Below are 22969 nucleotides of genomic sequence, written 5' to 3'. Positions count from 1 at the left end.
CTCTAACACAGTGGTCGGACGCATCCATTTCGGAGACGCTCTCTGACCCGCCAATCCAGTCGTAATCGATCGACAATTGGACGTTTCCACACGACGGGAAATGGAACTCATGCGAGGACTGTCGCATTTCCGCCACTATGATTGGGCGTCATGAAGAAGAAGTCTGCCAATTTGCCGGCGGACGACCGCGTCTATCGCGTGTTCTTGAGTCATGCGACGTACGATAAATGGATCGCCGAAGTGATCCACGAGAAGATCGAAGTGGCAATTCCCCGCGTCAAAGTCTGGCGGGATGACCGGGACATTCGCGGCGGGGACTGAATCCCCGACGAGATCCGAGAATCGCTGCGGGATTGTGACGAAGTTCTGGTCCTCGTGACTCCGGAATCGTGGAAGCGAATCTGGATTCAGGTCGAAGTCGGCGCCGCCTGGGGACTGGGAAAACGCCTCGTGCCAGTCTTCTACTATGTCGATCCTGGCGAGATGTTTGATATCCTGAAAGAGCGTCGCGGCTATCACCTCCACGAATTCGCGGGTTACCTCGAAGATTTGAAGTCCCGAGCCGCCGGCAGGGTGCCACATGGCTGAACCGATTTACGATGTGTTTCTGACTCACTCCGAGCAGGATCGCGGGCTGGCGGCACTGGTTGCCCGCGAGTTTGAGTCCGCCGGCTGCGGTGTCTTTGCGGTGCATGCCATCGAGGCCGGGGATGATTTCCGCGAGAAGATCGTCGATGCACTGGTCGAGAGTTCCGCGGTCGTCATTCTCCTGACCCGTTCTTCTGCGGTTTCGCCGGTTGTCGCGTTCGAAATTGGCGCTGCGCTGGCATGGTCAAAGCCGGTATTCGTCGTCTACGACGGTCTGCTGGACCAGGAGATTCCTGCGTATCTGCGAGAGTATCCGATGATTCCCGTGGGGAAAGTCGGTGATGCCGTCCGACAGGTGCTTGAACTGCGAAAACCGCTTTCGGAACAGCAGCGTGTGCTGCTGACGCAAACCTACGAGCAACTGCGGATGCCCGTCGATCGCCTGCTGCTCGATCAATCGCAATTGCGTGCGTTTACCGAAGCCTATCGCCAGCGGGACGCCAGTCAGGTGGCCGGGAAACAGTTGATGCAGGAACTTGTCCGGCTTCGAAAGCAGGGTAAGCTGCCACGAGTGGCGGATCGCAGCGAACTTCCTGCTGCGGGCTGATCGGATTGATGGCCGGTTTGTTACCGCAGTTCTTTCCGCGGCAGCGGCCGCGACCGCCACTCCTTCCACTCGTCGAGTGTCGCCTGAGCGGCCTTCCGGACGTTTTCGTCGGCGTCAGCGCTGAGCCTCTCCAGCAGCTTGCGCGAGGCCGGGTCCGTGCGATAGAGCCCCGATTCGGCCACGAGGAGGTGGATCTCGGGTCGCTCGAACTCCGCCAGGCGCTGCATGACGGACAGCGCCAGCCGGCCTTCGCGCAGCGCTTCGAGCACGTCTCCTCGCTGAAAACCGGTATCCTTGCGGTCCAGTTCGCTGACCAGCAGATCTGCGAGACCGGGATGGTCCACCGTCAGGATTCCTCGCAGCAGGATGGCGCGATCCGAACGCAGATCCCGCGACGGAGCAGGGCGCACCGGCTCCTGCGCCTGTCGCTCGAGCTCAGCCAGCAGCGCCGTGACCGTTTGCAACGCCGAGTCGGCCGGCATCAGTGCAAACATCTCCCCCGCCGATCCGTCGAGCCAGTCTGGCGGATTCTTCCGCAGGACGTCGACGAATTGCTCCGGACGGGAATCGGGCGACATCCGGGCCAGATACTCCCATTGGATTTTCACCAGCTCGCGATTGTCATTGAACGACGGTCGGCGTTCGGTGAACCGGCGCCAGAACGACTCGGCGGGCGTCAGTCGCTTTCCGTCCGCATCCGGATCTGCGGGGGGCAGGTCGGCGCGATGATCGAGAAACAGGAAGTGCAGCTCGGAGGGCAACCGGAAGGAGGCCATCGGGCTGGTCCACAGGTCCTGGGCCAGTCGTTCGACCAGGTCCTGGTGACTGAGTCGGAAGTTTCGCCCGAAACGGGACTCCAGATTCACCAGACGAGACTGCCAGCGGTTGATCTGCATTCCCGAGAAATACTCCGTGTCTTCCCACTTCGCAGGGTCGGGGGCCGCACGCCAGTCGTGGCGGAACAGGACGCGTTCATAGGCCGTTCCCCCGATCTGTCGCTCGACCCCGTCTCCCACGCGGTGCAATCGCATCAGCGCCGGCGTGACGAGTGTTTCGATCGGATTGTCGGGCTCGGGCGACTCGGCGTCGAGCTGCGTGTCGCGTTCGACGGCCAGTTCCTGCAGAACCGGTTGCCGAAGCCAGCGTCCATCGTCGTGCGCAGCGTGTTGCTGGAGGCGAATCAGGGTCACTTTGCCGTTCCGATTGCGGTGCGTTTCCAGACTGTAGGACTGACCGGATGAGCCTTCGGAGAGAGCTGCGACAGTCCGTCGGGCCAGCGTCTCGTCGGAGAGTTGCTCGGCCAGCTTGCGGACGGTTGCTCCTGCAACTCCGCCGAACGGAAATTCTCCCGCGCGGCCCGCGGTATCGAGAATGGTCTCGATCCGTCGCCAGGCTGCGGTCTCCGAGAGCGGCTCCTCCGGGAGCTGAAACGCCCTCGTTGCAAGTCTCTCCAGAACCCGCTGCAACTGCGGATCGCTATCGGACAGACCGGCCAGCGCACTCTCGCCGAGATGGCCGTAAGTCGCAAAGGCTTCGCACCAGGCGTCGTCGACGGCGTAGTCCATCATGCGGGCGCGATGCAGCAGGAACTGCACGTCGTCCGCCCAGTCTGGCAACGTGAGGGAGTGCTGCGCCCGGAAGGGAGTCACCCGGCCGAAGACTTTGGAACCACTCGCGATGCCCCCATTGCCTCCAGTAAACGTAGGACGGAGCAAGGCAGTCCACTGGAACGAATTCTGGTCGTATTGATAGAGGGGCTGTCCGTCGAGATGGTACCGGAAGAACAGCGTTTTCTCGTCCCGTGGCGCCGGCTCGCGGCTGAAGCTGCGGGCCGTGGAATGGACGCTCAGCGGGCACCAGAGCAGCGTGCCCCCTTCAGACTGCTGATGGAATTCGGGTTCCACTTTCCAGTCGGGCGTCCGGGCCTTCAGGTCTTCCCACGTAGTGACGATGGGAGTCGATCCGAGTTCGACGTCGTTGACGCTGACCGTCACGGGCGGCAGATCTTGCGGCGTCTCAATTGCGAAAGGGATCGGAGCCGTTTCCACGGCCTCGGCGACGTTCGGCCAGTCGTAGAGCGGAGTACTGGACAGTCCGACGGTGGCGGTGACCAGCAGCAGAAGCAGGGCCGCCGCGGTGCGATGCCAGCGACAGGCGGCGGCAATCGCAATTGCAATCGAGGCGAGCCCGCCGATGGCGAATCCGGTGCGAAGGACGTTGACCAGAGCCGGAGAGGTCTCGGGATTGTTGAGGTAGTCGCGGAACTGCCAGTATTGCCCGAGGAGAAAGAAGGCGGCGGTCAGCAGCCACAGGCCAGTTTCGCCCCAACGGACCGCGGCTGGTGACTTTTGACGCGGGTGGGAGAACCCTGCGGCCCGCAGCCGCGCGATCAGCGAGACCGCGAGCAGCGCCAATCCGCCCAGAGCTAAAGGCATTGCATATGCAAGGATTTCGACGACTACGGAGAGTTTCATGCCTGCACCTCCACTTCGCGAAACAGTCGCAGGCCCGACACGAGCGCGATTCCTGCCACGAGCAGCCCGCCGGCGAAGAGAGGCCAGCGTTCCAGGACGACCGGTCCAGGGCCCCACAGTCTCGCCCCTTCGATGGGCCCCAATAAAAGCCCCAGCAAGAGCAGTCCGAGCACGACGCCCGTATCATTTCCTTTGGCGGGATTCCCCCAACGGGCCGCGACGTACAGGCTCACCGGAACGCACACTGCATACAACCAGAGTGAGAACCACACGAAGCGGTGCTCGACGGGAGCCATGTACGGAAAGTACGGGTTCTGTGTCATGTCCTGCCACAGACTGCGCAGCGGCGTCAGGATCAGAATCGCCGCCGGCAGCCAGGCGCACAGGGCGCAGCCGTAGCCGCTCACCACGCCATGCCACCACAGCCGGTCGCGGGAGAAACCCTGCAGATGCAGGTAGCCGACTGCCAGCGTTGTCGTCCGGCCCAGAAACCATGCGATGACCGCTGCGTGCAGCGGCGGAAACCACCAGGGGGACTCGTACGTGAATGGCTTCGCACGCGTCAGGACATAGATTGTCGCGACGATCGCGACGGCCGCGTTCCAGAACTGCATGGACCGCATCTGCCAGCGGATCAGGGGCCACTTCAGGGACATTGCGCGATCTCCTGCAGAGTGTTCGACGGAGTCTCGTGTTTGCCAACCAGCGCCAGATACAGGTCTTCCAGCCCGACCGAGCGTCGACTGCGCTCGCCGGGCCACTGCCGAGCGCCGGAATCCCAGTCGGGCCGCCGGAGCCAGGCCAGCGTGCCGTCGGCGAGCGACTTCGTCGCCAGCACGGCGACCTCGTCGGCGGGAGCGAAGGGGGGCAGTTCGCTGGAAAACTCGACTTCGCGAACCTGGTCGCGCAGGTCTTCGAGATCGCCGGTCAGCCGGACCTTTCCGGCCTGCAGCACCAGGACGGAGTCCGCCACCCGTTCCAGATCAGTCAGCACGTGCGAGGCGATCAGCACCGTTGCGCCTCGTTCGTCAACGGACTCACGCAGCAGGGCCAGCAGTCGCCGGCGCATGGCGGTGTCGAGCCCGTCCGCCGGTTCGTCGAGGACGAGCAGGTCCGCCCGGCTGGCCAGCACGACCGCGGCAAGCGCCCATTGCCGCTGTCCCTTGCTCAGCTCGCCGAAGCGCCTCTTGTGAGTCACTCCGGGCAGCTCCCGGAGCAGTTCGCCGCACCAATAGCGATCAAAGTGTGGCGTGGCCGCGGCCTTCAGGTCGATCAGCGCCTGCAGCCGGATTCCTGCGGGAGGAACGTGATTGTCGAGCATTCCGGCCACGCGGCCAAGAACATGAGTCGGGCGTGGCAGCGCAGAGTCGCCCCATAGACCGATGGTCCCCGCCGTCGGGCGCATCAGCCCCATCACCAGCTTGAACAGCGTCGTCTTGCCCGATCCGTTCGGGCCGACGATCGCCGCCAGCCGGCCAGGTTCGACGTTCAGCGAAACGCCCGACAGCGCCTCACTCGAACCGTAACGGCGCGTGACATCGCAGATCTCAATCATGGCGACTCCATTTCGATCGCGGCCTGGCGGAGAATTTCGACGACTTCGTCGGGCGTCGCTCCCAGACAGGCGGCTTCGGCCAGGAGCCGCCGGGCGAGTTCCTGCAGTTTCTGATTGCGCTCGCGGACCGGGAGCGTGCTGCGTGGCGGAGTGACAAATGCACCCCGTCCGTGCTGCAGCGAGACGACACCGTCCTGCTGCAGTTCCTCGTAGGCTTTGATGACTGTTCGCGGATTCACGACGAGCGTTTGCGCGAGCTCGCGAATGCTGGGGAGCTGGGTCCCCTCGGCGAGCTGGCCGCTGGCGATCCGGAATTTGATCGCCTCGACAATCTGTCGATAAATCGGCTCGCCCGAATGGTGGTCCAGCGGAATGTGCATCGCAGCTCACTGTGTCAGTGTTGTACAACATACGCAACAGTCCGTCGGCGAGCAAGCAGATTCCGCCAAGAAATCTACGGATTGATGGTCCCGGTCCGGGCCCCGCGCGGCAGTCTGCCGCTCGCCCGGTTTTCCGGGGAACTCCCCGCTTGCGACGCGCGTCGAACCCTCAGCACGGTCCCATCCACATCCGCAGGCCGGTTTCCCAGCCTGCGCAGCCTGACTCTCCTGCGGCGGCACGCCTTCGGTGTCGCACCTCTTTCGAGGAGCAACGATCATGCGACGACTTCTGGCAGTTCTGACCGCATGGATGGGGTTCTGCTGTCCCGCCGCGGGATGGGCGCAAGGCGTGCTGGTCATCGTCGACCATCCCCTGCCCCGCCCGATCCTCCGGCCGACGCCCGTCCCGGCGACTCAGGCGACCTACGCTCTCAAGGAACTGGCCATCCAGGCCCGGCTGATGGATCAGGTCGCCCGCGTGCAGGTCTCGCAGACCTTCGTGAACACCGGTCCCCGGCAGATCGAAACCCAGTTCATTTTTCCCCTCCCCTACGACGGCGCGGTCGAACAACTGACGCTGCTGGTCGACGGCAAGGAATACCCCGCAAAGCTGCTCCCTGCGGCCGAGGCCCGCGCTCGGTACGAGGCGATCGTCCGTTCCAATCGTGATCCCGCGCTGCTGGAGTGGATGGGGCACGGCATGTTCCAGACCAGTGTCTTCCCCATTCCTCCTGGGGCGACCCGGACCGTCACGCTCAACTACAACCAACTGCTGCGGAAGGACCACGGCCTGACCGATTTTCTGTTCCCGCTGGGGACGGCGAAGTACACCGCCAAGCCGGTGGAGAAAGTCGACCTGCAGGTCACGGTCGAAAGCTCGCAGGACATCAAAAACATCTACAGTCCCACGCACCCGATCGAGATCCAGCGGCCGGACGGCAAGCATGCCGTCATTCGCTGGAACCGGACCAACGAAATTCCCGCCAGCGACTTCCGGCTCTTCTACGACGTCGGCACGGGAGGGTTGGCGGCCCGCGTGATCACGTATCGCCCCTCCGAGTCCGACGACGGCTACTTCCTGCTGCTGGCCAGCCCGCCGGTCACGGCGGCGAACGCCGAACGGCCGAAAAAAACCGTGATGTTCGTCGTCGACAAGTCGGGGAGCATGTCCGGCAAGAAGATCGATCAGGCGAAGGCCGCCCTCAAGTTCGTGCTCAACAACCTGCACGAGGGGGATCTGTTCAACATCGTCGCCTACGACAGCGCCGTGGAGTCATTCCGGCCCGAACTCGAACGCTACACCGACGAGACTCGTAAAGCGGCCATCGGCTACGTGGAGGGGCTGTTCGCTGGGGGCGGGACCAACATTCATGGTTCATTAACGGCCGCACTGGGCCAGCTCAAGGACTCGTCCCGGCCAAACTTCATCCTGTTCCTGACAGACGGGATGCCGACGGCCGGAATCACTGGCGAATCGCAGATCGTCGCCGCCGCGAAGGAAGCCAACGGCGTTCGCGCCCGCGTGCTGCCGTTCGGAGTCGGCTTCGACGTCAACAGCCGGTTGCTGGACCGGATCGCCCGCGAAAATTTCGGGCTCAGCGAGTACGTCCGTCCCGATGAGGACATCGAGGAGCACGTCGCCCGGGTCTACGGTCGGATCGGTTCGCCGATGCTGACCGACGTCAATGTGGCCATTGAGTTCGACGCCGTCCGCCCTGAAGACGGCCCGGCGATCAATCGTCAGTACCCCCGGCAGGTCTTCGACCTGTTCGAAGGGGAGCAGCTTGTGCTCGTCGGCCGCTACAAGAAAAAGGGCGTCGCGAAGATTGTCATTGATGGAAAGCAGGGGAGCGACGTCCGCAAATTTGAGTTTCCCGCGGAATTCGCCGCGAAAAGCGGGGACGCCTCGCTCTCCTTCGTCGAAAAACTCTGGGCCACGCGCCGGATCGGCGAGATCATCGATGAACTCGATCTGAAGGGAAAGAACGACGAGCTGGTACAGGAGCTGGTCGATCTCTCGATCAAGCACGGTATTCTAACCCCGTACACGTCGTTCCTGGCGGACGAAACAGCCCGACCGATGGACCTGGCATCCGGTCCGACCAACTTTCGACTGACGCGGGAGAACCTGGAGCAACTGCAGATGTCGGAGGGTCGCGGCGGTTTCATTCAGCGAGCTCAGAAGGGGGGCTTGCAGTCCGCCACGACGGCCCCTGCGGCGGCGGGAGGCGCTTTTGGCGGAGTTCCTGCGCTTCGCGAAATCGAAACGGATCGCGCGATCCCCACCGGCGGCCTGCGTCAGTCCGGCAAGGATACGCTTTACGAACGCCGGGTCGAAGTCGCCGGCAAGCCGCAAAAGCGGCTGGTTACGCCCGAGACGGCGAAGCTCGATCCGGAGAAGGACAAAGACCAGATCACGACGATCGAACGCTTCAGCGACGAATACTTCGCCCTGATCCGCGCCAACACGGCCGAGGAGAACCAGCTCCTCAGCCTGCAGCAGCCCGACGAAGAACTGCTGCTGCAGTTGCGGGGGCAGGCCTATCTGGTGAAGTAGATGCGTGAATCCTGGAAAGTCTGCGGACGGAGCGGGCGGCGGATTGCGTCGCCCGCTCTGCTCGCTGGAAAGCGATGCTCCAGGCTTTCTCGTCATCGCCACGGAGCGGAAGAACGGCTTGCTCCGTTCTCCCGGTTGGCCTAGTATCCGCCCGCGTTCTGCCGGGCGTCATCTCCGCCGAGCACATCCAGGAAGACTCTTCTCCGTGCATCCACACACGCTGCCGCTTCCCGAAGAAATGCTGCTCGGGCAGTTCATCCCGCTGCACTACCACTTCAACATGCTTCGCGACCAGTCGCGGATGCTGCCGTTTCGGGAAGCCATCGAGCGGATGGTTCCCGAAGGGGGCCGGGTTCTGGAACTGGGGGGCGGAACCGGCGTCCTGTCCTGGTTCGCCGCTCAGCAGGCCGCGAAAGTGTGGTGCGTCGAACGGAACCCGGCCCTGGTCCGGGCCGCCCGGTCGTTTCTCGCGAAGAATCCCGGCGGCGAGCGTGTGGAAGTCGTCCACGCCGACGCGATGACGTACCTGCCCCCCGAGCCGGTCGACGTCGTGATCTGCGAGATGCTGCACGTCGCGCTGATTCGCGAAAAGCAGCTCGAAGTCCTGACCGCCTTCAAAGAGGCATACGTCCGGAAATTCGGTCCCCGCCTGCCGGCGTTTATTCCCGACGCCACGTTGCTGGGAGTCCAGTTGCTGGAGCAGGATTTTTCGTTCTGCGGCTACGTCGCCCCGGTCCCCCTGTTTGAACCGCCGGGGCGGCATGAAACAAGTCGCACACTCGCGGAGCCCCAGATCTACCGCACGATCTCGTACGACGCGGCGCTCCCGGAGGACTTTGCCTGGGAGTCGCAGTTCACGATCGAGCAAGCGGGAACGCTGAACGCGCTCGGCTTCCTGACGAACAACTTTCTGGCGTTCGTGCTGGAAGAGGGCCGGGGGATCCAGTGGCCGATGAACCAGCTTATTCTGCCGCTCGCCGAGCCGATGGAGGTGTCGGCGGGAGAGACGATCTCGGTCCGGCTCAACTACCGGGCGGGATGTCCGCTGGAAGAGCTGCAGCAGGCGCTGAGCGTGGAGCGGAAGCAGCAGGCCGTTCCGTTCCGTCGGGCGGCGTGACCATTACTCAAGAAATCGACCGCCGCGCCCAGCCCGGAAATCAGGTCAGGGGGGTCTTGCCACCGGCGTCGGTGGTCCGGGCGACCACATTCCAGCCACAATTGACAGGCTGCTGCCGATCCCGCCCGTGAGCGGAACATTCCGGTCGTCAAACTGCGACTCGCCGGCGGGAAGAGTATTGAATCTTCAAGCACGCGCGAGGGATGGTCGATCCAGGATCAAGGCGTGCCGATCACCTCGACGTGAGAAGCGGCGGAGAGTACAGAAGCCACGTCCCCTTCAATCTGCGCCTCCTGCAGGTCCAGCCTCTTGAGATGGGGGAGATTCAGGAACGGCCGCAGTTCGTCGGCAGTCAGCATTCCGGTCACCGCCGCGTCCTCTATGGGCATGTCGCGGGCGAACTCGGCGAAGTCAATCCTCCAGCGATTATCCTCGCGCCGGTCGGCAGGCACGGCTCCAAACGTGGCAACCAGGCGCAATCGATCAGGCGAAACCGTAAATCTCATAATCGATTTCCGTCCGCGGTCGCCGAGGAAGTACCGCCAGAATGGTCGATCAGGGATTCGGTACGGCTCGCTGCGTTGAGCCGTCAGCCTTGGTGTCGGTTTCAACGATTCGGGGCCGGAGTAGGCGGCGGTGATCTCCGGTGAAACGGACTCCGGCACAAACTCAACGTGTCCATCGGCAAATAACACGTGCGTTCCGCTCGTCCGAAAGGGGTGTCCGAACCCCAGCGGCGCAGTCCGATAGGACAGTGTGGCATCGCGCCAGTTGATCGGATCGCCATATGCGGCATAACTGCCGAAAGCGTCTGCCATCAGGAGCGTATGCCCGCGATCGGGAATGTCGTTGAGCCGCACGGAACTGTTGCGGTACATCAGCCACTGGTTGGGAGAGTAATGAATAGCTCTGAGGCCGGTCTCGGTCTTCTCGATCGGAACCGACGGATCGCGGTACCCGTAGCCGCCTCCAAAACTCCCGCTGACAATCAAGTCGAAGTTGACGGGATCATCCCACGGCCGACCGGTATCGATCACGGAGTAGACCGGAGTGGCTTCCATGTAAGGCAGCAGGTAGACCGTCCAACTCTGGTATGGCGTGCCATCGGCGTCAAACGTTCCACCGGGTGGAAAGACTTGGTGAGTGTCGTGGTAGTTGTCCAGCGCCAGGCCAAGCTGCTTGAGATTATTTCGACTCTGCGTCCGTCGAGCGGCTTCGCGGGCCTGCTGAATCGCCGGCAGGATCAGGGCCGCGGCTACCACCACAACCACCGCCACAACGATGGCCTCGATCCAGAAGATGCGGCGGCCGGTGCGGGGTTCGCTCATGGTGGATAGCCCTGGTGGGAAGCGCGACGATGGACTCTCAACGCTACTCATCCGTCGACCAGCATCGCAACTGGAAACGCGGCTGACATGAACCACCAAGGACCGGGGCGTTGCGGACTCTGTCCCGGCCACCCAGCAACGCGGTCACCCGGCAAACCGGCCACACGGCCACCGCCCTACCGGCCGCCCAGGCGTTCAAACAGGCCGACTGCCTCGCGGAAATCGCGCAGGAGATGATCGGCCTCGTGCAGAAACGGCGGCAGCGGTTCGCCGGGCCAGAACAGGATGGTCTGCATTCCCGCCCGCTGCCCGGCCTGCAGGTCGAACAGGTAGTCGCCGCAGAAGACCAGTTCCGCCGGGGGGAGCTTCCATTGCCCGGCGATGTCCAGCAGCCCCCTAGGGTCGGGTTTGGGGGGCGCGTCGTCCCTGGTCAGGATAAGATCCAGCCGGAGTCCGAGCCGGTCGAGCATGGCGTCGGTCGACTCGCGCGAGTTCCGCGTCAGAATGCCCGTCGGCCAGCCCCATTCGCGCAAGGCCGCCAGCGTCTCTTCGACGCCGGGAAAGATCGTCGCGCAGTCGACGCCGCGCAACTCGTGTGCGCGGAGAATCCGCAGCCGGCGATCCAGCTCCGGTCCAGGCGGAGTCGCCTGCAGGCCCTCCAGGATCGGCATCCGATCCGGCAGGCCCATGTCGCGGCGCATCGCGTCGAAGTCGAGCTGCGAATCGATCAGCGTGCCGTCCATGTCGAAGATCGCGCCGCGCACCGGCGGCCGGGCCGCGGCGTTCACAGGTACTCCAGATGCAGCACGGAGTTCAGCGTAATCAGTTCAATCGCCCCTTCGATGCGCTGCAGCAGGTTGATGCAGCAGTTCGTCTGCCGCAGCTTGCGGGCGTGCTTGAGATCAATGCCGACGTGCTCCGCCAGGAAGACACGGTTCACCATGTTGTGAGCGACCACCAGAATGTTCTGGCCGGCGTGCTCGACGAGGAGTCGTTCGATCGCCGGTTTGGCCCGGTGGAGCACGTCGCTGTAGGACTCGCCCCCCGGATGCGGGTTGTTGACCGGATCAGCGAAGAAGTTGCGATGTCCTTCCGCGTCGCGGGTTTTAATCTCTTCCCACGACAGACCTTCCCAGCGACCAACGCTGCATTCCCGCAGTTCGGGGAGGGGGATCACGGCCAGACCGCGGGGCTCGGCAACCGCCTCCGCCGTCTGCCGGGCGCGACGCATGGGGCTGGCATAGACGGCGGCGAAACTGAACTCGGCCAGGCCCCGCGCGAGCGCGGCCGCCTGCTTGCGGCCGGTTTCGGTCAGGTCGCCGTCGAGCTCGCTTCCCTGCAGGATGAACGGCAGGCGTTCGTTGGCTTCGGTGGAACCGTGGCGGGCCAGGAACAGGCGGGTCACGTTGCCGCCGGGGCCTTTCTGGAGCGTACCAATTCTCACGGAGCTGTTTTCCTTCCCGAACAGACTGAGGATGGCACGCCCGGAGGCTTTGCGATGGGCGTGAACAATCTGTCTCAGACACGCCCATCGAGGACTCTGGGCGTGCCACCCGGTTTCCTCGCCAGTATCCCTCTTGTCCTCGATCCGGCGACTCTCGGCAAGTCTGCGGGCTTACCGTGTCGTCGCCAGGGCCGCCGCGATCCGGGCGGCTTCGACCAGTCCGTCGCAACTCGCCTTCCCCTGCCAGGCGATGTCGAAGGCGGTGCCGTGGCTGGGGCTGGTGCGGACGATCGGCAGTCCCAGCGTGACGTTGACCGCCCGCTCAAATCCAATCAGCTTGAGGGCGATATGTCCCTGATCGTGGTACATCGCCGCCACGCCGTCGAATTCCCCCAGCACGGCCCGGCGGAGCAGCGTATCGGCAGGAAACGGCCCGGCCGCCCGGATACCCTGAGCAACGGCGGCCTGGACTGCGGGTGCAATCAGGGTGGCTTCTTCGTCGCCGAAGAGGCCGTCTTCGCCGGCATGGGGGTTGAGGGCGCAGACGCCAACCCGTGGTTGATCGCAGCCGATCCGCTTCATAAAACCATCGATCAATTCGACGGTCTCGCGAATCTTCGATTCGGACAGCAGCCCCGGCACGCTGCGAACCGAGGTGTGCAGGGTCACGTGCGCGACGCCCAGGCCATGCGGACTGCGGACTTCGGGACCGGGCGGCAGATAGAGCATCATGGCAAACTCGGCGACGCCGCACTCGGCCGCCAGGATCTCCGTATGGCCGGGGAAATTCACCCCGCCGGCATGGAGGGCGGCTTTGTTGAGAGGGGCCGTCGTGATCGCGTCGATCTCGCTGCGGAGCGCGGCCCGCGTGGCGGCGACGAGATAGTCGTACGCCCCCTTCCCCGCGCGGCCGTCGATCTGACCGGCCGGCACATCACGGACAACGTCCGCACCGGGATTCCAGCAGGCGATGGCGCCGTCAGAGACCGGTTCGGCAGGGCTGGCGACGAGTTGCAGTCGCAACGGCGTATCGAGGAGTTTCGCGGCGCGGGCGACGACATCCGGATGCCCGACAATCAACGGCGTGCAGAACTCGCGCAGGCGGCCGGACGTCACGGCCCGAACGATGATCTCGGGACCGATCCCGGCAACGTCTCCCAGAGTCAAAGCAAGGCGGGGCAGTGGCACGAACAGCTCTCACCAGGCGGGAATGGAGTGGCAATCCGCCTATGAGACATCGCCCGCGGTCAATCTGCAATCGAAGCCGGAAGAGGAAGACGGGATTCACAGGGAGACGCGGAGGACGCGGAGAAGATCAGGGAAAATGCCGAGGAGAGTGAAAAGTGAGTATTGAGTGGCCAGGTGTCAGTCAAAAGAGGTCACTTGTTTTGTTGCGCGATGGCGGCGTGTCGGTCAAAAGAGGTCAGTCGTGGAAACGCTTCTGCGGGACGTCATAGCAGTAGCTTTTGAGCAGCGGCTGCCGGCTCGGTTCGCGGCGGCGGAGCTGGTAGATCCGGATCCGGCCGGCGGTGAGATCCACCTCGCAACGGACGAGCCGATGACGCCAGGTCTCGCTCACGGCGTAGTCGCGTCCCAGGAGAGACACGTGACCTCGATCGTCGGTACGTCGCAGGAAGATGACTGTCCCGGACAGCGGCTGCGAGAAGTCGGGGCGCCAGCCGGACGGCAGTTGCCAGCGCGTGGGGGCGGCTTCGATGCGGCTGGCCGATCGCTGCCGGCGCGCCGCGACGAAGCGGTCGGAACGTTGCCGCACGTCGGCGAGAGATTGATGCTGAAAGCGGCTCCAGACCTTTTCCTGCCAGCGTCCGTTGTAGGCCTCGATCGCCGCCTGAAAACCGGTTTCGCGTGGCGGAGCGAAGACCACCTTCATCCCCAATTGCAGACAGGTCCGCGTCACGCGGCCGAAGCTGTCGGGCCACTGATGAGCCCCCTGAAAGATCGTGTCGTTGTCGAATTGAACGTAGTCCGGGAAACCGTGTTCGCTCCAGTGCGACAGGAGGGCTGTGACTGTCTTTTTCGCGGTCCAGGAGTCGTCCACCCAACTGCCGCAGAGTCCGCCATGCAGGCTGACGGCGTTCAGGACTTCCACGTCCGTGCCGCCCTTGATGACCAGTCCTTCCACGATGTCGAAACTGTCCAGTTCGGCCCGCCCTGCGGCGACCTCCGCCAGATACCAGCCGCGGGGCGGCGCAGGCCGGCGGACACGACGCCCCGCGTCCAGAACTCCCCGGCGTTCCAGGATGCGGCCAATGGTGCGGATCGCCGGGACCGTGGCGAGTCCGAGCACCTGCTGACGTTCGAGCAGGGTACGATGAATCGCCGCAGCCCCGAACTCGCCCAGGTCGCTCTGGTCTCGCAGTTCCCGGCGCAGTTGCAGAACCAGCTCTTCGACGTCCGGCGGCGTCGCCTGAACAGCACGACGTCCGCCGCGCGTTTCCGACCAGTCCACGCGATCCAGCCGCTGGTCGCCGGCTCGCACTACCCAGCGCTGCACCGTCGCCAGACTGACGCCGTGTCGAGCCGCGACCGCCCTCATCGAAGTTCCTTGCCGAACCGCGGCGACCAGCGCCTTCCGGAGCAGTTCGTCCCGCAGTTTTTGCTCATCGATCTTGCCTTGAACGGGAGGTCATTTCCCTCACAGCATGACCTCCTTTGACTGACACTCAAGCGACCTCTTTTGACTGGCACCTGGCCATTGAGTAGTGATCAGTGCAAAATGACTGGAGGCTTCTTAATTTTGCACTTCTCAATCAACACTACTCACTTTTCACTTTCCGGAGGCATTCTTCAGATCTCCGCGTCCTCCGCGCCTCCCTGTCAACCTTCTTCTTCAATTCGTCATTTCAGCTCCAGTCGAAGGTCCTTGAAGCGGACTTCCGACGGGCCGCCGGAGTGGAGTTGGAAGGCGGTGATTCCCCGTTTTGCGCCGGGGGCGTCGTCCAGGTCGACGCAGGGCTGGCCGTTGATCCAGGTCTGGATCCGATTGCCGGTCGCCTGGATTACGTACTCGTTCCACTCGCCGGAACGGACGTGAGCCTCGCCCGACTTGTCCCACAGGATCGCCCGGCCGTGCTCTTCGTAGAGCTTGCCCCACCAGCCCGCACCGGCGTCGGCCTGATAGCCCTTCACGTCGCCGTTGTCGAGAACCTGGCTGCGGAACTGGATACCACTGTTCCCCTCGTTCTTCACGAGCTTCACCTGCAGTGTCAGGCGGAAATCGCCCAGCAGCAGGTCGCTCTTGAGAAACTCGTTGATCTTCAGTCCCTGGGACTTGCCGACGATCTCACCGTTCTCCACGCTCCACAGCTCCGGATTGCCAACCCAGCCGGTCAGATCTTTGCCATTGAAGAACAGCGGCAGAGTGTCGGCAGTCGCCAGCAGCGGCGTCTGCACCGGGCTGGCCAGGTAGGCCACCAGCGACCGGAGATCCTTTTCCGTCAGCGGCCGGAGAATGTCGTCCGGCATCATCGACTTCGGACTGACGATCCGCTCGTCGATCTCGTCCTTGGGAACGACCACGACTTCGTTCGCGGTGGCCAGCGTCACCGAACGGGCGTCCTCGGCCCGAATCAGACCCGTCAGGACACGACCGGCTTCGGTCGTGATGACGTGAGCCTGATAGTCCTTGCCGATCAGGGCACTGGGATCCACCAAGTTCGCGAGGACGTAATCCAGGTTCGCCCGGTTCGATCCAGTCAGATCCGGTCCAACCTTGCCCCCGGTTGCGAACAGCGTGTGGCACTGCTGACAGATCTTGGCGTACACCGCCCGGCCCTGGGCCAGCTCCGGCACATGGTCCGCCTTCGGCTTGCCGGTCAGCAGCTTCGTCAACCGGGCAATCTCCTTCGCCTTGTCCTCCGGCGTATCGCGGACCGTCCCCCACAGGTCGTTGAGTTTCTTGTCGAGCCCTGGATGCTTCAGATTGCGAAGCTGCCGGACCACGTCGGCGGTCAGTTCAATCGACGCGATCTGCTTTTTCTCCAGGGCGTCCATCAGGGCCAGCGCATAGGCCGGGCGCGAGGCCAGCGTATTGAGAGCATCCCGCTTTGCGGCGCCGGGTAACGCTCCATATGCCCCCAGGATTGCGGTCGCCGAGGTCGGATCGTCGTAGGCGGCCAGCGCCCGCAGGGCGGGGACCAGCAGGGCCGGATCCTTGAGGAGTCCCTGCAACATGGGGGCCAGTCCCGGCGCGTTGATTCGGACCAGCGCCTCCAGCGCCGCAATGCGAACGCTGACCGGGGCGGAAGCATCCACAAGGACTTTCCGCCGTTCCTCAACGGCGTGCGGATCGCCGAATGTCAGCGCCAACGAGGCCGCCAGACTCAGGACTTCGCTGTTGTCGGACTTGCGAAGCGATGCGTAGAGGCCGCCCCACGCTGGCGGCAATGGAACCTGACGCCGGCCTTTGAGGCCTTCCTGCACTTCCTGCAGCAGGCGGATCTGCTCGTCGACTGGCTGACTGGCAGCAAAGGCGTCTTTCAACACGGCGTTCAGCCACTGATCTTCGCCAAGCTGAGTCAGCCGACGTACGAGGTAACCCTTCACGACTGGAATCCGGATCGTCTTCAGCAGCCCGACGGCCAGGTCCGGGCGCTGGCTGGCGATCGGTTCGAGGGCATACCAGTTCATCAGCGGCAGATTGTGATCGCCCGCGTCTTCGGCGTGGGCGGTCAGCGCCGTCACCATTGGCAGTCGTTGCTCGATGTTCAGCCGCTGGGCGGCGCTGGCCAGCGCCAGCCGGACCTGCGGAGCAGGGTCGGAGGCAGCCAGTTGTGCGAACCGCGAAATCAACGGAGCCGAGGGCGCCCCCTGCTCGGTCGCCAGTCGGATTGCCCACGCCCGCACGTACGGGCTTCTGTCCTGCAGCGCCCGGGTCAACAATGCGTCATTGAGACCGCCAGTGACGGAGAGCGCCCAGAGCCCGCGCAGCCGCCGGGTGTCATCCGCATGTTCGAAGGCGATCTTCTGCAAGCCGGCGTAGACCTCTGGATTGCCCCCCCGTTCCTGCAAAATCCGTCGGGCATGCCGGACGTACCAGTCGTTGGGATTCAGTTGCAGTTCCACCAGTTCGCGATCGCTCAACGACTTCAGATCGACCGCGACCGGCTTCGTCCCTTTGTAACTGACCTTAAAGATCCGGCCGTTGCTGCGGTCGTGGCCGGGGACATTGCCGTGATGGCACTGATTGCGGTCGTACCAGTCGATCGTGTAGACGTTGCCATCGGGACCGTAGGTGAAGTACAGGATCTGTGACCAGACGTCGTTGGCGAGCAGGAAGTCCGGAGCGCGATTCCCCTCGTAGCCCGAACCCTTGGGGCTGAGCAGATCCATGTTGAGCCGGGCGCCGTGAATGTTGTTCATGAAGATCTGATCGCGGTACTCCGCCGGCCAGGCGCCGCCGAGATAGATCATCGCCCCGGCGTGCGCGTGCCCGCCGCCGGCACTGTCGGACTTGCCGTTGCCGCTGTGCGGCGTGGCGCCCAGGTAGTGCCGGTGGACGGCGATCGTTTTGATGTCGTCGTAGGTGTAGGGATTGAAGTGCGGTCCCGCCTGCCGCTGATAGCGGGCCCCTTCGATAATGTGAAACAGATGCGGAATGACGCACGCCGTCAGGAATGCGTCGCCCCGGTCGTTGAAATCAACGCCCCAAGGATTACTGGTCCCGGACGCAAAGACCTCGAAGACGTGCCGCGTCGGGTGGTACCGCCAGATCCCGGCATTGAGCGGCACGCGCTGGTCGTCCGGCGTCCCCGGCTTGCCGATGCGCGAGTGCGTGAAGACGCCGTGGCAACCATAGAGCCAGCCGTCCGGCCCCCAGATGAAGGCGTTCAACGTTTCGTGCGTGTCGTGGTAGCCCCACCCGTCGAGCAGCACCACTGGCGGCCCGTCCGGTTTGTCGTCGCCGTTCTTGTCGGGAATGAACAGGAAATTCGGGGCCGCACCGACCCACACGCCGCCAAAGCCGACCGCCAGCCCGCTCACGAGGTTGAGCTTGTCGGCGAAGACCTTGCGGGAGTCAAACTTCCCGTCGCCATTGACGTCTTCGAAAATCAGAATCCGGTCGCGGGCCTGATCGTCCGGCACCCGGATCGGGTAGGAGTAGGCTTCCGCGACCCACAGCCGGCCGCGATCGTCGAGGGCCATCGCGATCGGCTGCTGCACGTCGGGCTCCCCGGCGAACAGGCTGACCGAAAAGCCTTCGGGAACGGTCATCGCTTTCGCCGCTTCTTCCGGACTCAAACCGGAGTGGGCGAAGACGTCCGCCTGCAGGGGGGCTTCGGGCTGGGGGTAGTTCGGTTTTTCCGCATGAAAGCGAAAGTCGTCGAAGTTGATGTGCCCCCAGCCGCCGCTGTGCTTGTCGACCAGTCGAACAAGGATCTCTTTCCCGACGTATTTCGTCAGGTCGACTGCAACCGGGCGGAGATCTTCCGTATTCATTCCGGACGCCCGGGCGACCAGCTTGCTCCCGTCTTTCTGGACAATTTCCACGCAGGTGGTCGGCTCGCTGCCGCCGGCGATCAGAAAGCTGGCCCACGGCTGGCGGACCACAAATGAAACAGAGGTCAGGGTCCCCTGCGGGGCGTCGCCGTTGATTTCGTATGTGCCAACCCAGTACTCGCCCGCGTGATTGCTTTTCATATCTCCGCGACGGCGGGCGACGGTATCGCCGCGCACGGGTTGCTTCTCGAAGGCATCCCCTTCGGCGGTCCAGTCCTTGAGCGAACCGGTTTCGAAGTCGAAGTTGAGCGACTTTCCCTGAGCATCGGTCGGCAGTTCGCCGGGCCGGAGCTTGGCGGGGGCTTGAGCGAACGTCACCTGCGACAGAGACAACAGAGTCAGCAAACCAGCAGCCATGCGGAAGCGCGAACGCATGCTCAAAACCCCCGAGCGGTCAATCAGCGAAAGAGATATCAACAGATTCTTGTCTGTTGTAACCGATGGGGCCGCCGCCGCCATGCAACTTTGCGCGGGCTGCTTGAGATTTTTCCCCGACAGCCTGGGTAACGTCAGACGGCGGGCCTCCGCCGAAAGCCCGGACGCGACTTAGCCCCAGACTCGGAGCCTTTCATTTTTTGGACGCGCCGAGCCGTCGTCGGCGAATTTGATATCCTGACGCCCGATCGAATTTGCTGCATCGTATCCTTCAAGAGCCGCCCCCATGACCGACCTGCTGCGACGCATTCCGATGCTGTGCCTCCTCGTCGCCGGAACCGCCATTCCATGCCTTTCCCAGGACCGCGCCGACATCGTCATCGCGGACTTTGAAGGCACTGACTATGGAGGCTGGGTCGCCGCGGGGGAGGCCTTCGGAACGGCGCCGGCCAAAGGGACACTCCCGGGCCAGATGCCGGTGGCCAACTTTCAGGGGAAACAACTCGTCAACAGCTTCCTCAAGGGAGATGGCTCAACGGGTACGCTGACCTCGCCGCCGTTCACACTCGAACGGAAATTTCTGAACTTCCTGGTGGGTGGCGGCGGCTACCCCGACGAAACCTGCCTGCAACTGCTGATCGACGGCAAGGTCGTCTGCACGGCGACGGGTCCGAACACCAACTCTGGCGGCAGCGAGGCCCTCGAATGGGCCGCGTGGGATGTCGCCGAGTTCGCCGGCAAACCGGCGGTGATCAAGATTGTCGACGCCCGCACCGGCGGCTGGGGCCACATCAACGTCGATCACATCGTGCAGAGCGACCGCAGCCGGGGGGTGTCGCCGCGGACCCGCGAAATGCGGATCGCTCAGCCCTACCTTCAGTTTCCGGTCAGAACCGGCGCCCCGAAGCGAGTGCTGAAAATTCGCAACGGAGACGAAGTCCTCCGCGAGTTTGAAATCGAGCTGGCCGACGGCGAGCCGGAACTTTGGGTCTTCACCGACGTCGCGCCCTGGCGCGGGCAGACCGTCACGCTGGAATGCAAACTGCCGGAGGACTCGCGCGCACTCGACGCCGTCCACGGCAGCGATGTGGCGATTGAAGGACCGGAACTCTATCGCGAAAGGCTCCGGCCGCAGTTTCACTTCACGTCCCGCCGGGGCTGGCTCAACGACCCGAACGGGCTGGTCTATTTCGACGGCGAGTACCACCTTTTCTATCAGCACAATCCATACGGCGTGAACTGGGGCAACATGCACTGGGGTCACGCCGTCAGCCCCGACCTCGTCCACTGGAAGGAACTGGGCATCGGCCTTTACCCGAAGAAGTTCGGCGACTGGGCCTTTTCCGGCAGCGCCGTGGTTGACATCGCCAACACCTCCGGCTGGGGCAAAGACGGCCAGCCCCCGCTGGTCCTGGCCTACACGAGCACCGGCCGCGGCGAGTGCATCGCCTGGAGCAATGACAAAGGTCGGACGTGGACCGAGTTCGATGGCAATCCGGTCGTCAAGCACACTGGTCGCGACCCGCGGCTGTTGTGGCACGCTGCCAGCCGACAATGGGTCATGGCCGTCTACACCGAGGCCGGGCCGGGGCTCGAGAACCGTTTCATCGCGTTCCATACTTCGCCCGATCTGAAGAACTGGACCTACCGCAGCCGGATTGCAGGCTTCTACGAATGCCCGGATCTCGTCGAACTGCCGGTGATCGGCGGCGCGCCGGACGAGCGGAAGTGGATTCTCTACGGAGCCGATGGGCAATATCTGGTGGGGCGATTCGACGGCCAGACATTCGAGCCGGAATCCGCGAAGCAGCGTTTGTGGCACGGAAATTTTTACGCGGCCCAGACCTTCACGAATACGCCGGGCGGCCGGTGCGTGCAAATCGGCTGGGGAAGCGGCATCACGTTTCCGGGAATGCCGTTCAATCAGCAGATGGTGGCGCCGGTTGAGCTGACGCTGCACCGCACCGGCGACCACGTCGCTCTGCGGGCCGCACCGGTTGCCGAACTGGCCACGCTCCGGGGGCAGGCTCAGGTCGTCGAAGTTTCTGCCGCGAAGGTCGGCACATGGACCGCACCGGTGCAGCCCCAGGACGGTTTCGAACTCGTGCTGAGACTGATTCCCGCCAGGACAGGCGACACCGGCCTCAATGTCCGGGGTCTACCGATTCGCTACTCCGCCGAAAAGCAGGAACTGACAGTCGCAGGGAAAACAGCCTCACTCCCGCTGGACGGCGAAACGCTCGACCTGCGAGTGCTGACGGATCGGGGTTCGGTCGAAGTCTTCGCAGAAGACGGCCGCGCGGCGTTTTCGGTACTCCATGTTCCGCCGGAAAAGCAGGCTGCCCTGGAGCTGGTTCTACCGCAAGGCGCGAGCCTGAAATCGCTGACCGCCTATGACTTGAAGTCGGCATGGGGCAGGTAGCGCGATTATCGACTTACATCATCCTCGACTCCCAGAACAGTCCGTTTGGCGACGCGCGTCATGGGCTGAAGGCAACTCGATTGCGTACGCTTGAAGTACGCCCACACCCCCTGTTGCTGGCAGAAACACATGCCGACACATTGATATGAACGGCTATTTGCCCTACAAAGGAGGCTCCAACGACTCTTGGATGCCGCCCTGCGGCCCATCGGAGCAACCGAGATGCTGACTCTGCAGGGACGACCGGACTCGCCAAATGCCTTCTGCGACGGAGTCAGTCGCCGCAGCGCCCTCAAGATCGGCACGCTCGCCGCGCTGGGCACCGCCGGCGGCTGGTCTCTCCCCGACATCCTGCGGGCCGAATCGCAGTCGGGGCGTAAGTCCCCCAAGTCAGTCATCATGATCTACCTGGTCGGCGGACCGCCGCATCAGGACATGTTCGATCTGAAGCCGGACGCCCCCCGCGAAATCGCCGGGCCGTGGCGTCCGATCGCCACCAACGTCCCCGGCCTGGAAATCTGCGAAGCGTTTCCCCGTTTGGCGGGCATGGCGGACAAGCTGACGGTCATCCGCTCACTCGTCGGCAACCAGGCCGGCCACGACGCCATCCAGGTTTTTAACGGCCACCATCCGCAGAAGGCCAAACCGTCCGGCGGCTGGCCCCAGTTCGGCTCGATGGTTTCCAAAGTCCAGGGAGCCTTGACGCCGACCGCTCCCCCGTTCGTGAGCCTCTGCTACAAATGCACTCACGGTCCCTACAACGAGCCCGGCCCCGGCTTCCTCGGCTCGCCCCATTCGCCGTTCCGCCCGCTCGGACCGACGCGGGACGACATGATCCTCAACGGCGTGACGCTCGACCGGCTCGCCGACCGCCACTCGCTGCTGAAGAGCTTCGACTCGTTCCGCCGCGACGTCGATACAACGACGGCGATGGCCGGCATGGATGCCTTCACCGAACAGGCGATGGGGCTGCTGACCTCGTCGCGGCTGGCCGAAGCGCTGGACATTTCTCAAGAAGATCCGCGGACCATCGAGCGGTACGGCACCGGCAATCCGAAAGTTTTCATCGACGGCAACGGCGCTCCGCGGGTGCCGCAGAGCCTGTTGCTGGCCCGCCGGCTCATTGAAGCGGGCGTCCGCGTCGTCACGCTGAACTACAGCAAGTGGGACTGGCACGGCGGCTCTTACAACACCATCTTCAAACGCGAGGAAGAAGATTTCCCGATCTTCGACCAGTGCGTGAGCGCGCTGATCGAAGACCTGCACGTCCGCGGCCTCGCCGAGGACTGCGCGATCGTCGTCTGGGGCGAATTCGGCCGGACGCCGAAGATCAGCGCCCAGGTCGGTCGCGATCACTGGCCGCAGGTGAATTGCGCGCTGATGGCCGGTGGCGGCATGACGCATGGTCAGGTGATCGGAGCGACCGACCGGATCGCGGGCGAAGCCGTCGCCCGGCCGGTGACGTTCGGCGAAGTCTACGCGACGCTGTTCCGCCACCTGGGAATCGACGCCCGAACGACGATCACCGACCTCAACGGCCGCCCGCAATATCTGGTCGAAGACGACGCGCCGGTGATGCCGGAGCTGGTGTGAAGGCGGATCG

17 protein-coding genes are annotated in these 22969 nt (G+C 63.8%); 7 read left to right on the top strand and 10 right to left on the bottom strand.

All coding sequences use genetic code 11. The features are described 5' to 3' along the window. The first annotated feature begins 150 nt into the window (after positions 1 to 150). From SH412_RS08040 to SH412_RS08030, 3 genes are read left to right on the top strand one after another with little or no spacing between them, the layout of a single operon-like run. Positions 151 to 321, top strand: a complete 171-nt coding sequence (locus SH412_RS08040) for a hypothetical protein (protein WP_336522993.1) — start codon at positions 151 to 153, stop codon at positions 319 to 321. Continuing rightward, positions 322 to 588 carry a TIR domain-containing protein gene (locus SH412_RS08035; protein ID WP_336524157.1) on the top strand — a complete coding sequence of 89 codons (267 nt, stop codon included), beginning with the start codon at positions 322 to 324 and terminating at the stop codon, positions 586 to 588. Further along, positions 581 to 1195, top strand: a complete 615-nt coding sequence (locus SH412_RS08030) for a toll/interleukin-1 receptor domain-containing protein (RefSeq protein ID WP_336522992.1) — start codon at positions 581 to 583, stop codon at positions 1193 to 1195. Before SH412_RS08035 ends, SH412_RS08030 begins: the two co-directional genes overlap by 8 nt. 20 nt (positions 1196 to 1215) lie before the next feature. Here SH412_RS08030 and SH412_RS08025 read toward each other — a convergent pair whose 3' ends face one another. From SH412_RS08025 to SH412_RS08010, 4 genes are read right to left on the bottom strand one after another with little or no spacing between them, the layout of a single operon-like run. After that, positions 1216 to 3669: a hypothetical protein gene (locus tag SH412_RS08025; protein ID WP_336522991.1), complete on the bottom strand. Its 2454-nt coding sequence runs from the start codon at positions 3667 to 3669 to the stop codon at positions 1216 to 1218. After that, positions 3666 to 4325, bottom strand: coding sequence for a hypothetical protein (locus tag SH412_RS08020; RefSeq protein ID WP_336522990.1), 660 nt, complete (start codon positions 4323 to 4325; stop codon positions 3666 to 3668). Before SH412_RS08020 ends, SH412_RS08025 begins: the two co-directional genes overlap by 4 nt. Next, positions 4316 to 5224, bottom strand: a complete 909-nt coding sequence (locus SH412_RS08015; protein WP_336522989.1) for an ATP-binding cassette domain-containing protein — start codon at positions 5222 to 5224, stop codon at positions 4316 to 4318. The genes SH412_RS08020 and SH412_RS08015 overlap by 10 nt, the downstream gene beginning before the upstream one ends. Next, the gene (locus tag SH412_RS08010; protein ID WP_336522988.1) at positions 5221 to 5604 is read right to left on the bottom strand and encodes a GntR family transcriptional regulator; all 384 of its coding nucleotides are present in this window, start codon (positions 5602 to 5604) and stop codon (positions 5221 to 5223) included. The genes SH412_RS08015 and SH412_RS08010 overlap by 4 nt, the downstream gene beginning before the upstream one ends. Positions 5605 to 5881: 277 nt before the next feature. On the opposite strand from SH412_RS08010, the gene SH412_RS08005 reads away from it, so the two are divergent. Together SH412_RS08005 and SH412_RS08000 are read left to right on the top strand one after the other, a co-directional pair. Beyond that, on the top strand, positions 5882 to 8161 hold the full coding sequence (locus tag SH412_RS08005) for a VIT domain-containing protein (RefSeq protein WP_336522987.1): 2280 nt from the start codon (positions 5882 to 5884) through the stop codon (positions 8159 to 8161). Positions 8162 to 8366: 205 nt separating this feature from the next. Next, positions 8367 to 9278 carry a methyltransferase domain-containing protein gene (locus tag SH412_RS08000; RefSeq protein ID WP_336522986.1) on the top strand — a complete coding sequence of 304 codons (912 nt, stop codon included), beginning with the start codon at positions 8367 to 8369 and terminating at the stop codon, positions 9276 to 9278. A 218-nt stretch (positions 9279 to 9496) separates the two neighbouring features. On the opposite strand, the gene SH412_RS07995 is transcribed toward SH412_RS08000, so the two are convergent. The 6 genes from SH412_RS07995 to SH412_RS07970 form a co-directional block, all read right to left on the bottom strand. Beyond that, on the bottom strand, positions 9497 to 10606 hold the full coding sequence (locus SH412_RS07995; protein WP_336522985.1) for a DUF1559 family PulG-like putative transporter: 1110 nt from the start codon (positions 10604 to 10606) through the stop codon (positions 9497 to 9499). Between the two features lie 176 nt (positions 10607 to 10782). Next, the gene (locus tag SH412_RS07990) at positions 10783 to 11394 is read right to left on the bottom strand and encodes an HAD family hydrolase (RefSeq protein WP_336522984.1); all 612 of its coding nucleotides are present in this window, start codon (positions 11392 to 11394) and stop codon (positions 10783 to 10785) included. Then, on the bottom strand, positions 11391 to 12050 hold the full coding sequence (locus SH412_RS07985; RefSeq protein WP_336522983.1) for a histidine phosphatase family protein: 660 nt from the start codon (positions 12048 to 12050) through the stop codon (positions 11391 to 11393). Before SH412_RS07985 ends, SH412_RS07990 begins: the two co-directional genes overlap by 4 nt. 171 nt (positions 12051 to 12221) lie before the next feature. Further along, complete coding sequence (gene pdxA / locus SH412_RS07980; protein WP_336522982.1) at positions 12222 to 13238, bottom strand: 4-hydroxythreonine-4-phosphate dehydrogenase PdxA; 1017 nt, start codon at positions 13236 to 13238, stop codon at positions 12222 to 12224. Between the two features lie 235 nt (positions 13239 to 13473). Beyond that, positions 13474 to 14607, bottom strand: coding sequence for a hypothetical protein (locus SH412_RS07975; protein WP_336520026.1), 1134 nt, complete (start codon positions 14605 to 14607; stop codon positions 13474 to 13476). A 302-nt stretch (positions 14608 to 14909) separates the two neighbouring features. Continuing rightward, positions 14910 to 18944, bottom strand: a complete 4035-nt coding sequence (locus SH412_RS07970; protein ID WP_336522981.1) for a PVC-type heme-binding CxxCH protein — start codon at positions 18942 to 18944, stop codon at positions 14910 to 14912. 286 nt (positions 18945 to 19230) lie between these two features. On the opposite strand from SH412_RS07970, the gene SH412_RS07965 reads away from it, so the two are divergent. Further along, complete coding sequence (locus SH412_RS07965; protein ID WP_336522980.1) at positions 19231 to 21366, top strand: glycoside hydrolase family 32 protein; 2136 nt, start codon at positions 19231 to 19233, stop codon at positions 21364 to 21366. A gap of 222 nt (positions 21367 to 21588) precedes the next feature. Continuing rightward, positions 21589 to 22959 carry a DUF1501 domain-containing protein gene (locus tag SH412_RS07960; protein ID WP_336522979.1) on the top strand — a complete coding sequence of 457 codons (1371 nt, stop codon included), beginning with the start codon at positions 21589 to 21591 and terminating at the stop codon, positions 22957 to 22959. Positions 22960 to 22969 lie beyond the last annotated feature (10 nt).

The organism is Planctellipticum variicoloris, assembly GCF_030622045.1.
Lineage (GTDB): Bacteria > Planctomycetota > Planctomycetia > Planctomycetales > Planctomycetaceae > Planctellipticum > Planctellipticum variicoloris.
The sequence above is the reverse complement of the archived record's forward strand: the minus strand, read 5'-3'. Positions and strand labels throughout refer to the sequence as shown.

Bases quoted from the DNA above. Each gene is read 5' to 3' on its own strand.
- SH412_RS08040 (WP_336522993.1), top strand. From the start codon at position 151: ATGAAGAAGAAGTCTGCCAATTTGCCGGCGGACGACCGCGTCTATCGC.
- SH412_RS08030 (WP_336522992.1), top strand. From the start codon at position 581: ATGGCTGAACCGATTTACGATGTGTTTCTGACTCACTCCGAGCAGGAT.
- SH412_RS08025 (WP_336522991.1), bottom strand. From the start codon at position 3,669: ATGAAACTCTCCGTAGTCGTCGAAATCCTTGCATATGCAATGCCTTTA.
- SH412_RS08020 (WP_336522990.1), bottom strand. From the start codon at position 4,325: ATGTCCCTGAAGTGGCCCCTGATCCGCTGGCAGATGCGGTCCATGCAG.
- SH412_RS08015 (WP_336522989.1), bottom strand. From the start codon at position 5,224: ATGATTGAGATCTGCGATGTCACGCGCCGTTACGGTTCGAGTGAGGCG.
- SH412_RS08010 (WP_336522988.1), bottom strand. From the start codon at position 5,604: ATGCACATTCCGCTGGACCACCATTCGGGCGAGCCGATTTATCGACAG.
- SH412_RS08005 (WP_336522987.1), top strand. From the start codon at position 5,882: ATGCGACGACTTCTGGCAGTTCTGACCGCATGGATGGGGTTCTGCTGT.
- SH412_RS07995 (WP_336522985.1), bottom strand. From the start codon at position 10,606: ATGAGCGAACCCCGCACCGGCCGCCGCATCTTCTGGATCGAGGCCATC.
- SH412_RS07975 (WP_336520026.1), bottom strand. From the start codon at position 14,607: ATGAGGGCGGTCGCGGCTCGACACGGCGTCAGTCTGGCGACGGTGCAG.
- SH412_RS07970 (WP_336522981.1), bottom strand. From the start codon at position 18,944: ATGCGTTCGCGCTTCCGCATGGCTGCTGGTTTGCTGACTCTGTTGTCT.
- SH412_RS07965 (WP_336522980.1), top strand. From the start codon at position 19,231: ATGACCGACCTGCTGCGACGCATTCCGATGCTGTGCCTCCTCGTCGCC.
- SH412_RS07960 (WP_336522979.1), top strand. From the start codon at position 21,589: ATGCTGACTCTGCAGGGACGACCGGACTCGCCAAATGCCTTCTGCGAC.